Here is a 12,296-nt window from a genome sequence, read left to right as displayed (position 1 = left end):
CTTACCGGTTACACTCCCCCTGCCCTGCGGTACACAGGCCTAGGTAGTCACATTTGCGGCATTTGGCAGGCGTGGGCGCAGCGGGCATGTGGCTCTGGTGAAGCGCGCGTGCCGCGTCACGCACCTTCCTCTTCACATCCTCGATGAAATCGTCATCCACCGAACGGGGCTTCCGCTTCCGTTCGTCCAGCTCATAAATCTCCACGTAGTCAGCGCGGCGCCCTGTCAATTCCTCATACCCCAGTGCATAGATGTGGAGCTGTGTTTCGGTGACCTCTTCGGGCTGGGCGCGGTCGGTGGACTTGAGGTCTACGATTGTCGTCTCGCCGGTGTCAATCCGACGCACCAGGTCGACCCGCCCGTTCACGGTGACGCCGTCGCCGAGGTTGATCTCGATCTGCTTCTCTGAGAATTCGATCTTGTCAAACAGGGCCTTATTGTCGTGGACATAGTCACGCAACACTTTTTCGGCAGCCGCTTCGAGCTTTTCCTTGAGAGCCGGATACGCATAGGGGGTGTGCAAGTGAGTCTTCACGAGATCACGGGCCTCGCCTTCGGACACGTGGTCGCCTCTGGTGGCACAGGCGTGAACCTCGGCGAGCGCGTTGTGCAGCGAGCGACCGTACCCGAGGGCCTCGTGAATCGGCGCATTGAAGCCATAGAGAATGCGCAACTTGAACTGATAGGGACACTCAAAGAAGTATTTCAGGTCAGAGAAGGAAAAGACAACGTTCGAGACGCCTTTGCGTGGCGTGGGCGGTAGGCGATGGCGTTGAGAGTAGTCCTGGGAACGGCGTTTGACGAACTTCGAAACTAGCACGTCATCCCAGAACACCGACTTGGTTTGGAAGAGCTGATTGCCCGGAATTGGTGCGTACGTCAGATGGAGGAACTTCTGGCTCCTCGTCATGGCGACGTAGAAGAGGCGGCGCTCATCCTCGATGGTACCTTCATAGCGAGGCTGACCTTTGACGGCAGCCCTAGGAATGAGATGCCAGGCGTTGCGACCGCCTTGCTTCTTGGAGGGAAAGCGATTCTTCAGGAGTGCCGGAACAAACACCACCGGCCACTGCATGCCCTTGGCCTGGTGAACCGTCATGATGCGGACTGCATCGGGGTTCGCGTATTGGTTGTCCTGCCACCCTTCTGGGTAGGCATCTTCCGCCTGAAATTCGAGGAAGTTAGCGAACGATTTGTACTTTTCCTTGGGCTCGGAGTGGTAATGGATCGTCTCAAAGTCGGAGATCAGCTGACTGAACTTACCGAGGTTGTAAAACACAATCTCGCCCCGGCCGTAGGGGACTTTCTCCTCACGAACACCAGCCTCCTCCAGGAACGTTTGGAAGGTGCGCTGAATAGAGTAGAAACCAAAACGCTCAGTTGGGTTGTCGAACTGCGCACGTGAACTTGCCGCTGTGGCGATGGCACGCCGGACATCGGCGGTGGTGAGGCCTAAGCCGGCGTTAAGCCAGGTGCGCTCGAGCCCGGCGGCGTCAACGCCAGGCCGGCTTACCATGAAATAGAACAATTGCCTTGCAGCTTCTGCCTCGGTGGTGCCGAAGAGGTTGTTCATGCCGACAACGAGGTAAGGAATTTGGGCCTGGTCAAGGGCGTGGGTAATGGGTTCGGCGTTGGCGCGGACACTACGAAGGAGAATCGCGATATCCGACCACGAGATCCCTCGCATGTGGTTCGGATCTTCTTTTGTGGGCTCCTTGATCGCGACACCGCGAAGCGCCTGGATGGTCTGGGCAATGTACGTGGCTTCTTGATCGGGTGTGTTGAAGGAGAGCGCGACGATGTCGCCCGGCTCATAGGTCTGGGCATCGGTGGGCCGCATCTTCTTGGGCAACCGTTCGGAGTTCTGCTCAATAAACGGCCTGGCAGTTTCAACGATGCCCTGACTTGAGCGGAAATTGTCCTCCAGCCGGAGCTGCGTCACCTTTGTGTAGCGTCTCTGAAAAGTCAGAATGTTCTGCACATCACTGCCGCGCCATTGGTAGATGGTTTGGTCGTCATCACCGACAACACAGACCTGAGCCCCAAGTTCATGGAGTGACCAGACCATGGCTTCCTGAATAGGGTTCACATCCTGATACTCATCCACGATGATGTGCTTGATCCGCGCAGCCAGCCGTTTGCGGATTTCGGGCTCATTGGTCAGCACATCCACGGCTGTTTCCATGATGGCGGAGTAGTCGAAATACCGCGATTCATTCAGCAGGTCGCGGTAGGAGCTCAGACCAGTGACGACAGAACAGCCAGCGAGGGCCTTCTCGTCTATGTCAGCCTCGCGAAGGATGCTCATGGCGGCGAGATAGTGAGGGGTGTCTTTGTATCGCTCGAGCTTGCGCCCAGTGAGATCGGTGGAAGTCGTAAAGCCGCTCTTATTGCTGTGCCGGTCGATAAACAGTGACTGCTGCACCTCGTTCAATACGTCGTACTTGAGATACTTCGGGACTTCGGCTTTGAGCAAATCCAGGCAGAAGGCATGGATAGTGCCGATGTACATCTCCGCCATACCGTTCACGCTGCCAAGCTCCTCACGGCACCGATTGAAGATGCGTTCTTTGAGTTCTGCTGCGGCCTTGTCTGTGAACGTGAAGGCCACGATGTTGGCGGGCTTGAGTCCGTTTTTGAGCAGCGCTGCCACCCGACGGGCGACAACCTCGGTCTTTCCTGATCCCGCACAGGCGATGAGCTGTAAGTTTCCCGCGTGGTGGCCGATGGCTTGAAGCTGCGCAGGAGTGAAATTCATATGACGACGCAAGCTTCCTAGAGGCTTGTCAGTACGCCGGGCAAGATACTTACTGATCCGTGAGCAATCAAACGATTGCGCAAATCAGATGCCACCGCATAAATGCCAGCTCTTACCAGCGACCTGAGTCATGTTCTGATCCGTTCCGTCCTCAAGCGGAATCAGCTGTCGCTGACCCCGCCCGCCGCCAACAGCTGGGCCACCCGGCCAATCACCGCTTCCAGCGCACCATCCCTCGCCGCCTCCGGCACGTCCCAACTCATGCTGTCCAGCACGTCCCCGCTTTCCACCAGCAGCACATCAACGCCCACAAGCCACGCGGGATCGCCCCTCTCCGACGAGAGCCGCCGCACCGGCTGTATTGGCGCCCGCTCGCGTTCTAGCGCTTCCCGTAGACTCGGCGTCAGCGGCACCACCCGCCCGTTCCGCCGCGCCACCGCCTCGACCACCGCATGCCCCAGCTGGCGCTCCCAGCGCTCCCGATCCGCCGCCAACCCGTCCCACGGCACGATCCCCACGACGAGCTGCTTGGGCCAACGATCCGCCGGCACCACCGGCTGCCGCTTCAGCCGCTCCCACGCTTCAGCCGAGACGCGCTCGGTCCGGCCGTCGATCTGCTTGACCGGCCCTATACCCCCAATTCGATGGTCGCATCGCCCGCCTCATTGCCCAGCCATGTGAGCCGATCGAGCCGCAGACTCTTGCGGCCATCCGGCTCGACCGGATAGCGCACCGGGATCGCTCCGGCCACCGAATCCCAGTGCTCGCCGCCTGGCTGCCGTGCTACGCTCGGCGCAGGCAGGCCCCCGTCGCTCACGTTGAACGGCGGATTGGCCAGGATGAAGTCGGCCTTGAGGTCGGGGTGGCGGTCGTTGTGGAAGGTGTCGCCGTGCGCAATCTGGCCGTCAATGCCGCGGATGGCGAGGTTCATCTTGGCCAGCCGCCAGGTCGTGTAGTTCGACTCCTGGCCATAGATGGAGATGTCGGCGCGCGCTCTACCGCCATTGCCATTGCCGCTGCCATGCGCGCGGATGAACTCGACAGACTGAACGAACATGCCGGCAGAGCCGCAACAGGGATCGCGGACGCGGCCGTGGTAGGGTTCAAGCATCGCGATGAGGAGCTTGACCACGCAGCGCAGGGTGTAGTACTCACCGCCCTTCTTGCCCTCGGCGCTCGCGAACATGGACAGGAAATACTCGTAAGCCCGTCCAAGAACATCCAAAGACCTGGCTCGCATTTCCTGTCCACCCTCACCCCCGGCCCCTCTCCCAGAGGGAGAAGGGCAAAGGTGTGAGGCGATTTCCTTCAGAACGGCTTCGGTGTCGTTGAGAATCCTCGCATTCGTCAAGCGGAGAACTCTCAGTCCCTGAGAGCGAAGATAGGCGTCGCGCTTAAAATCGTGTTTGACGCGGCGCTGCTCGCTGTGGGGGCCGCCGTCGCACTCGACGACAAGTCTGGCGTCGTGACAATAGAAGTCGCAGATGTGGTCGCCAACTTGATGCTGCCGGTAGAACTTTGCATCGCAGAGCTTTCGGTCGCGAAGGAGTTCCCAGAGGAGCTCTTCGGCAGGTGTCTGCTTCTTGCGAAGCTCCCGTGCTCGCTCGATCAAACCCGAAAAGTCGTAACCGCCCCGATACTGTGTCTCACTCCCTCTCCCTTTGGGAGAGGGTCGGGGTGAGGGTGGATCTGGTCGAAAATCGATATTTGAGACCAGGTCGGCCGCCTGACCCCAGCCGCGGAGGTTCACATAGCCGACGCAGAACGAACTGGCCGTGACCACCCCCGTCCCACGAGCCTCTCCATCCGGTCATCAGCTGAATGCTGCGGTGTGCGGAACGCCCGATCATTGAGGGCGTTCAGTTTACCGGAAACCGCATCCTGACTCGATACCCTGTTTGAGGAGTTACAGGATTTCTTCGTTCTGGGTCATGGCCCGGCGCGGAAGGCCCATCCGCCACCACCACTGGGTTTCATGCTCCGTGCCGGGGAGCGTCGGACGATTGAGACCGGGTGCCGCGCGTGTCGTTGGCCCGCGCCTCCGCGGTCCGGGCGATACCTCCAGTCTCTCACGAGCTTGTGACATCCGAGGTCACTTTCGGAAGCGTCTGGTGATGGATGCCGGCAAACGAGTCACGCGGGGTCAGAGCGGAGCGGAGCCGACATGAGGGCAGCGGTGCCTGCGATGCCGACGAGTAGCTTGACGGCTGGACGAGGGGACTGTTCGGCAAGGGCCCGCTGCAGGGCCTGGCTGCTACGGAAACGAGCGCCGGTGGAGGCGTTTCTCCGTGGGCGCCTGGTGCGAGACACCGACACGCAGCCCACGGGTCGCGCGAGCGTTGTTTGGTGCCGAAGCCGGGATTTGAACCCGGACACCCTTGCGGGCGCTAGACCCTGAATCTAGTGCGTCTGCCAGTTCCGCCACTTCGGCACGCAGATCGGGGAGCGAATTATCCCGAATTCGCCGACGCGGCGTCAAGCAGGCGCCGGTTGCGCTTGCCGTCCCCAACGCCTCATCTCATCCGACGGGTTCCAAGAGCCGGCGGTGACGATGTCGCGGGTATCGCCGCTTAAGATGATGCGCTCGCGGACCAGTCCGGCGGCGGCCAGCAGGAAGGCGCCGGGAATCCAGGGCGCTTCATCGGCCAGCAACACGTCGAAGCGCACGCGACCGAAGAGCGGATCCGACACGACGCGCGCGGCGGTCGTGGCGACGAGACGGCGATTCTGGATAAACGCCTGCCGATTGGTGCCTTCTTCCGCCGCCAGCAGTTCCCTGATTTTCTTGGTGCCTCCAAGCCGTTTGACTTCCGCCTTCAGTTCCTCGAACTCCGGCCGGAGCTCTTTCGGCACGGCCGCTTCCGGCGCCAGTTCTTCAATCCGCCGCTTGGCCACATCGATTTCGCGCCGGAGGTCTTGCGCCTGCTGGTCATAGAGTCTCCGGTATTCGGCGAGCGATTCGAGATTCTTCCCGACGGCCTGCATGGTCAGTCGTTTCCAGATCGGGAGCGACTCGTACGCCGAGACCGTCGCGTCGATTTCCTTGATCTTGTCCTGCACCTCGGTGAGCTGCGTGAGCAGCCGCCATTCCAACAGCTTGACCTCGTCCAGATCGCGTTGCTTCTGCGCCTTGTAGGCCAGGAGCGGACTCAGCTCCCGGAAGCGTTCGTACTTTTTCCGCAGGGCCGCTTTCTCGGCCCTCGACTTGGCATAGAACTGGTGTATCTGGGCTTCGAAGCCCAGTTCTTGCAGTGCGATCCCGGCGACCTCCCGTTCGAGCGGCAACTCATACCGGCACAGGTGGCTTTTGTAGGGCAGCCCGGCTCCCTTCATCACCCTGGCGATCAGGCCGAACACCTGATCCGCGGCGTCGTGGCTCGGGCTGACGAGGAGCAGGCGCTTGTTCGAGCGGACCAATTCGACCGCTTGCGTGGCGAGCTTCTGTCGGCGGGCGGTCAGGTCTTCGGCCCAGATCGTCGTGAGCACGGAGGTAGAAGTTGTGGGGAGCGGTGTCTGTCCATTCGCCACCCGATCCGGCGCCAGCCATGGCAGCAATCGTTCCGCTGCGCCGAGCGTATAGGTATCGGTCTTGGCCGCCATGTCAGCCAAGCGGCGAGCGGCGGTCTGGAGAAAACCCGAGGCGTCGGGCACTAATGTCGCGGGCGCCACGACTTGGCCCAGGGCGTCGAACGTCTGCACCAACAGTCGGCTCCCGCGATAGCCGACCACGATCCCTTCCGTCGGCTCGGCCTCATCGGGCGGGATAATTGTGACGGGCCAATCCTCACCCAGCGCCATGGTCTGGGCGGATTCGAACTCGTACACAAAGAGATTGCCCACCGTAGCGCACAACCGGCCGCTCGTAAGGGCCACCGGGCTGTCCCAGCCTTTCGTCGCAGCCCGCACGCGCTCCGCTTCAAGCTTGGCGGCAAAGTGGTCGAGCAGTTCCTGAACCTTCATGCCGGCGCACCCTCTTCCCTGCCGGGCCGTATCTTAATGAGGTATCGAACGCCCTGTCCAGGTAGGCGATGATGAGGAATCCGCGCCATTCGCAAATTGACTTTTTGCTGTTCGGTCAGTATCCTTTTTTCTTTCTAACAGAAGGAGTTAGGGTCATGAAAGTGATTCTCCAGGAAACGCTTGAAGGGATCGGCCATTTGGGCGACCTGATCGAGGTGTCGGACGGATTTGCTCGCAATTATCTCCTGCCGCGTGGAAAGGCGCTCGAAGCAAACAGCCGCAACATCAAGGCCTTTGAACACGCCAAGCGCATGATGGCGGAGAAGGCAAAGAAAGAGCGCCTGGAGCTCGAGGCGCTCGCCAAAAAGATCTCCGCCGTGTCGCTCACCATTACGGCCCAAGTAGGCAAAGACGACAAAATGTTCGGGTCCGTGACGGCGAAGGACATCGCGGAGGGTTTGGCTGAACAAGGCTTCACCGTGGACCGCCGGAAAATTCAATTAGCCCAGCCAATCAAGGAGCTCGGCACGTTCACTGTTCCCGTCAAGCTGCCGCGCGACATCACCGCCAGCGTGACCGTCCATGTGGTCAAAAAACAGGAGCCGGAGACTGCGACGAAGGAGAAGGCGTAAGCCACGGATGTTTCCGGTACGTGTCGCATGACACATGGACCACTGAGATAGTGAGATAGCCAAGAAGGGAGCAGAGGCGCAACATGAATGACGCGGTCGGCTCAATGGACGCCCTCAAAGTAACGGACCTCGATGTCTATGAGGCTATCCGCGCGGAGGAACAGCGCCAGCGCGAGAAGCTTCTGTTGATCGCATCGGAAAATTTCGCCAGCCCGGCGGTGCTGGCGGCCCAGGGCTGCCTCATGACCAACAAATACGCCGAAGGTTATCCCCGCAAGCGGTACTACGGGGGCTGCCAGCACGTGGACACGGTCGAGGAACTGGCGATTCAGCGGGCGAAGCAGATCTTCGGTGCAGAGCACGTCAACGTGCAGCCCCATTCCGGCTCGCAGGCTAACATGGCCGCCTACCTGGCCGTGCTCAAGCCGGGCGATGCGATCCTGGGAATGGACCTGGCGCAGGGTGGCCACCTGACGCACGGGAGCCGCGTCAATTTTTCCGGCATCCTCTTCCGGGCTTTCTCCTATGGCGTCGACCGTGAAACGGAAACCATCGATTACGACGCGGTCCAGCGGATCGCCGAGGAATGTCGTCCACGGATGATCGTAGTGGGGGCCAGCGCGTACGCCCGCACGCTCGATTTTCCCCGCTTCCAGCAGATCGCGCGGTCCGTGGGGGCCTATCTGATGGTGGACATCGCACATATCGCGGGCCTCATCGCAGCGGGATTGCATCCTAACCCCGTTCCCTACGCCGATTTTGTGACGACCACGACCCACAAAACCCTGCGGGGGCCGCGCGGCGGCATCATCATGTGCAAGGCCGAGCACGCCAAGGCCGTGGACAAAATCGTGTTCCCCGGACTGCAAGGCGGACCGCTGATGCACGTCATCGCCGCCAAGGCCGTCGCTCTGAAAGAAGCGCTGTCGCCCGGCTTCAAGCTGTATCAGCGCCAAGTGTTGGCCAATGCACGTGCGCTGGCCCAGGGCCTGATGGACCGGGGCTACCGGATTGTATCGGGGGGCACGGACACGCACCTCATGTTGGTCAACCTGACGAGCAAAGGCCTCACCGGGAAAGAAGCCGAGACCGCGCTGGACGCGGCCGGCATTATCGTCAACAAGAACGCTGTCCCCTACGACGAAAAGCCGCCGGCGGTGGCCAGCGGCATTCGGCTGGGGACACCGATCGTCTCGACCAGAGGGATGCGCGAACGGGAGATGGGTGAGATTGTCTCTCTGATCGACCGAGTGCTGCAACGCCCCCACGACGCGCAGGTACAGATCGAAGTGCGCGCGCAGGCGAAGGCGTTGTGCGACCGATTCCCTATCTTCTATGCCTACGAATCGTCCTCCGTGTAAGAAGGTTGCCGGCTGTGAAATGCCCGTTCTGCGACGAGCTCGAAGATAGGGTCGTCGACTCGCGGATGGCGAAAGAAGGCGAGGTCATCCGCCGCCGCCGCGAATGTCTCTCCTGCAAACGCCGCTACACCACGTACGAGCGCGTCGAGGAGAGCCTGCCCCTCGTTGTCAAGAAGGATGGGCGCCGGGAGCCGTTCGACCGATCAAAGATCTTGGCGGGTTTGAAGAAGGCCTGCGAAAAGCGTCCGATCAGCACGGCGACCATCGAAGCGGTCACAGACCGGATCGAAAAACGCATTCAAGAGATGGGCGAGAGCGAGATCCCGAGCCGGGTCATCGGCGAAGAGGTCATGAAGGAGCTGCATCAACTCGACCAGGTCGCCTACGTCCGTTTCGCGTCGGTGTATCGGGAGTTCAAGGACATCGACCAGTTCATGGACGAGCTGAAAGCGCTGGCCCAACAGCGGCGAGACAAGTAGCCCGGCGCTCTATCTCGTTCCGGCACACCCTTGCTCCACTTTCACGACATTGGTAGCCGTCAGGAGTGAATCCCGCTCTAGCGGGGCAATAGCCCGCGCGCGGGATGGAGTGGGGCGCCCGGTTGACAACCGGCGCTGCCGACGCGTCAACATGCCAACTGTGCCTGCCAAACGATCGCGGACGAAACCGATCCGGGTTCCGAAACGGCGCCCCCCCGGCGCGACGCATGTCGCCATCATCGGCGCCGGGCGCGGCGGCACTGCGTTGATGGAGATCCTCGCGACGGACCCGCTGGTGCGAATCGTGGGGGTCGCCGAGATCGATCCCCGCGCCCCCGGCCTCAGCCTGGCCAAACGGTTGCGGATCCCGATTACCCGCAATTACCGTGACTTGCTCGATATGGAGCGGGTCGATCTCATCATCGACGTCACGGGCAATCCGGAGGTCGAGCGGACGTTGCAGGAGTTTCACCGCATGGGGGTGACCGTTATCGGCGGCGCCAGCGCTAAGTTCATGTGGCAGCTCATCGAGGCCCGGATCCGGGCGACGGCCGAAATCGAAAAGACCCTCGCGAAGTATCAAGCCCTTTACCGGCTCTATGTGAAAGAGGCCGGGTCGGCAGTGACGGAGGAGCGTACCCGTATCGCCTGCGAAATTCATGACGGCCTCGTCCAGAGCCTAGCCGGCGTGAACTTCAAACTCGACCTATGCCAGGAACTCCTGCGCAAGGACCCCAAGGCCTGCCAGGCGACGCTGCGCGAGACCAAGGCCCAGCTCAAGCTCGCCATTCAGGAGGCCCGCCAGGTGATCTTTAATCTGCGCCCAGTGCACTACGACAAGATGGAGCTGATTCCGGCGCTGACGAACTACCTGAAGTCGTACGAAACGCAGTACCATATCAAAACCGAGTTCTCGTTCAGCGGGGATGAAAATCTCCTTTTCCCGCGGACCAAAATCTTTCTGTTCCGGATTGTGCAGGAAGCCTTGAGCAACGTGCAAAAGCACGCCCAGGCTGGCCGTGTCCAGGTTCGACTCGACATCGGGCTTGACCTGTTGACCGTGACGATCGTAGACGACGGGATCGGTTTCGACATGGACGCCGTGGCACACGATCCCGAGAAGTGGGACCATTTCGGCATCCGCGGCATTGTGGAGCGGGCTCGGCTGGTCGGTGGTGAAGCCCAAATCGACTCGAAGAAAGGACGGGGGACACAGGTGATGGTGCGCGTCCCCCTCGTCAAGAAGGAGGCGGGCCGGCATGGAAAAAATTAAGGTGTTGATCGCAGACGACCATCGCGTGGTGCGGGAAGGGCTTGCCGCCATCCTCAAGACGAAGGAGGACATTCAGGTCGTCGGGGAAGCTCAGGACGGGCTCGAGGCGATCGAAAAAGCCCGGGCTTTGCTTCCTGACGTGATTCTGATGGACGTCAGCATGCCCCGGATGGGCGGCGTGGAGGCTACCAGACAGATTAAGCGCGAGTTTCCTCACATCGGGATCGTCGCGTTAACCATGTATGAAGAACAGCAGTACATCTTCGACCTGGTTCGTGCGGGTGCGACCGGCTATCTCCTAAAAGACTCCGATTCGTCCCAGATCGTGGCGGCGATCCGCGCTATCTATCGCGGCGAGTCGCTGATTCACCCGTCGGTCGCCAGCAAGATCCTCGCGGAATTCTCCTTGATGGCGCAGAAGAAGGGAAAAAAGCCGTCCTGGGTGGAACACGATTTAACGGAACGGGAGATCACCGTGCTGCGGCTGGTCGCAGATGGGAAAACCAATAAAGAAATCGCCAATACCCTGGACCTGAGCGAGAAAACGGTCAAGAATCACGTGCGGAACATCTTTCACAAGCTCCAAGTCTACGACCGGACGCAAGCGGCGATTCTGGCGATCCGGAAGGGCCTCATCGAACTGGAACCGCGGCCTGAGGTTCGAACGTCCTCAAGCCCCGTGAAAAAGCCACACGTGTGAGTTTTTTGCAACATGCCCGTTTTTCCTTCTAGAACGAATCTCCAACATAATTTCATAGTGTTACAGTGTTCGCGAGGGTGGAAGACGATGGCATGTGCGTTGCTAGGCCTATCCCCGGTCTCGCTAAGGTTTGTTGATGCGTTCTCAGCACACGATCGCGGACACAGTTTCCTGTTCAGGAGTCGGCCTGCACACCGGTCAGCCTGTCACGCTTACTCTGCGCCCGGCACCGCCAGATACGGGAATCGTTTTTCTTATTTCGAACGGGTCATCCTATACTGCGCTCGGCGCTTCGGTCGAAAACCTAACCTCCACCGAACTCTGTACCGCGATCAGCGGCCAGGGTTCCGAGGTCAAGACTATCGAGCACATCCTGGCCGCACTGGCCGGCCTGGAAGTCGACAACGTCTATATTGAACTGGATGCCGGAGAAGTACCGGTGATGGACGGCAGCGCCGGACCTTTCGTACAAATGGTCCGGGCAGCAGGGATTATCCCCCAGCACCGCCCGCAGCCGTTTCTTAAGATCACCCAGCCAATCGAGGTTGTCGACGGATCGAAGCGGATCAGAATCGAGCCTAGCGCGACGCCGCGGATCACGTACTCCATTCAGTACAGCCATCCGCTGATTCAGACCCAAAGTTATAGTTACGACCACTCCGTCTTGGCGTTCGAACGGGACATCGCCGGAGCCAGGACCTTCGGCTTTCTGCATGAAGTCGAAGCGCTATGGTCGAGGGGCCTCGCAAAAGGCGGTTCACTCGACAACACGATCGTCTTAACCCACGACGGAATCCTGAACACGTCGGGGCTCCGCTACCAGGATGAGTTCGTTCGGCACAAGGTGCTTGATTTGATCGGAGACATCGCCTTGCTGGGCGTGCCGTTCATCGGCCACTTGATCGCCGAACGGTCCGGTCATGCCCTCCACACCAAACTCGTGGAACACATTCTTCGGCAGCCTGACAAGTGGGTGCTCCTGAACCTGCACGAGAGCGACGCCTCCGCTTCCCGTCCTGTCGCCAATGTCACCCGGCCGGCCTATGGTCTGGCTGTGCACGCGTCACCCATTCAATAAGTTCTGCAACAGAGCCTGTCCCTTTTGTCTGCCCTCCATAAAGAAGAAGATAGGG

General features: G+C 60.3%; 9 protein-coding genes, 1 tRNA gene and 1 pseudogene. 6 read left to right on the top strand and 5 right to left on the bottom strand.

Annotated elements, in window-relative coordinates; genetic code table 11:
- Window position 1: 1 nt before the first annotated feature.
- The 5 genes and pseudogenes from ACWHTU_RS00625 to ACWHTU_RS00605 all read right to left on the bottom strand — a co-directional run bounded on the left by ACWHTU_RS00625 (window position 2) and on the right by ACWHTU_RS00605 (window position 6,718).
- Window positions 2-2,758, bottom strand: coding sequence for an ATP-dependent helicase (locus ACWHTU_RS00625; RefSeq protein WP_447860994.1), 2,757 nt, complete (start codon window positions 2,756-2,758; stop codon window positions 2-4).
- A 161-nt stretch (window positions 2,759-2,919) separates the two neighbouring features.
- Window positions 2,920-3,309, bottom strand: coding sequence for a hypothetical protein (locus tag ACWHTU_RS00620; protein WP_447860993.1), 390 nt, complete (start codon window positions 3,307-3,309; stop codon window positions 2,920-2,922).
- Between the two features lie 251 nt (window positions 3,310-3,560).
- Window positions 3,561-4,508, bottom strand: a pseudogene (locus ACWHTU_RS00615) (N-6 DNA methylase); the annotation flags it as partial.
- A gap of 594 nt (window positions 4,509-5,102) precedes the next feature.
- A tRNA-Leu gene (locus ACWHTU_RS00610) sits at window positions 5,103-5,189 on the bottom strand.
- 44 nt (window positions 5,190-5,233) lie between these two features.
- Window positions 5,234-6,718 carry an AAA domain-containing protein gene (locus ACWHTU_RS00605; protein WP_447860992.1) on the bottom strand — a complete coding sequence of 495 codons (1,485 nt, stop codon included), beginning with the start codon at window positions 6,716-6,718 and terminating at the stop codon, window positions 5,234-5,236.
- A 155-nt stretch (window positions 6,719-6,873) separates the two neighbouring features.
- Between ACWHTU_RS00605 and rplI the strand changes: the two genes are divergently transcribed.
- The 6 genes from rplI to lpxC all read left to right on the top strand — a co-directional run bounded on the left by rplI (window position 6,874) and on the right by lpxC (window position 12,241).
- Window positions 6,874-7,350, top strand: coding sequence for a 50S ribosomal protein L9 (rplI, locus tag ACWHTU_RS00600; protein ID WP_447860991.1), 477 nt, complete (start codon window positions 6,874-6,876; stop codon window positions 7,348-7,350).
- Between the two features lie 104 nt (window positions 7,351-7,454).
- Window positions 7,455-8,711 carry a serine hydroxymethyltransferase gene (locus ACWHTU_RS00595; protein ID WP_447863286.1) on the top strand — a complete coding sequence of 419 codons (1,257 nt, stop codon included), beginning with the start codon at window positions 7,455-7,457 and terminating at the stop codon, window positions 8,709-8,711.
- Between the two features lie 14 nt (window positions 8,712-8,725).
- Window positions 8,726-9,190 (top strand): transcriptional regulator NrdR, encoded by a 465-nt coding sequence (gene nrdR, locus ACWHTU_RS00590; RefSeq protein ID WP_447860990.1) that lies wholly within the window; start codon window positions 8,726-8,728, stop codon window positions 9,188-9,190.
- Window positions 9,191-9,341: 151 nt separating this feature from the next.
- Window positions 9,342-10,463: a histidine kinase gene (locus ACWHTU_RS00585; protein ID WP_447860989.1), complete on the top strand. Its 1,122-nt coding sequence runs from the start codon at window positions 9,342-9,344 to the stop codon at window positions 10,461-10,463.
- Complete coding sequence (locus ACWHTU_RS00580) at window positions 10,450-11,163, top strand: response regulator (RefSeq protein ID WP_447860988.1); 714 nt, start codon at window positions 10,450-10,452, stop codon at window positions 11,161-11,163. Before ACWHTU_RS00585 ends, ACWHTU_RS00580 begins: the two co-directional genes overlap by 14 nt.
- A gap of 136 nt (window positions 11,164-11,299) precedes the next feature.
- A complete protein-coding gene (gene lpxC / locus ACWHTU_RS00575) occupies window positions 11,300-12,241 on the top strand; it encodes a UDP-3-O-acyl-N-acetylglucosamine deacetylase (RefSeq protein ID WP_447860987.1) in 942 nt (313 codons plus the stop codon).
- The last annotated feature ends 55 nt before the right edge of the window (window positions 12,242-12,296 follow it).

Source organism: Nitrospira calida (assembly GCF_976986435.1).
The sequence above is the reverse complement of the archived record's forward strand: the minus strand, read 5'-3'. Positions and strand labels throughout refer to the sequence as shown.

Bases quoted from the DNA above. Each gene is read 5' to 3' on its own strand.
- ACWHTU_RS00625 (WP_447860994.1), bottom strand. From the start codon at position 2,758: ATGAATTTCACTCCTGCGCAGCTTCAAGCCATCGGCCACCACGCGGGA.
- ACWHTU_RS00605 (WP_447860992.1), bottom strand. From the start codon at position 6,718: ATGAAGGTTCAGGAACTGCTCGACCACTTTGCCGCCAAGCTTGAAGCG.
- rplI (WP_447860991.1), top strand. From the start codon at position 6,874: ATGAAAGTGATTCTCCAGGAAACGCTTGAAGGGATCGGCCATTTGGGC.
- ACWHTU_RS00595 (WP_447863286.1), top strand. From the start codon at position 7,455: ATGGACGCCCTCAAAGTAACGGACCTCGATGTCTATGAGGCTATCCGC.
- ACWHTU_RS00585 (WP_447860989.1), top strand. From the start codon at position 9,342: ATGCCAACTGTGCCTGCCAAACGATCGCGGACGAAACCGATCCGGGTT.
- ACWHTU_RS00580 (WP_447860988.1), top strand. From the start codon at position 10,450: ATGGAAAAAATTAAGGTGTTGATCGCAGACGACCATCGCGTGGTGCGG.
- lpxC (WP_447860987.1), top strand. From the start codon at position 11,300: ATGCGTTCTCAGCACACGATCGCGGACACAGTTTCCTGTTCAGGAGTC.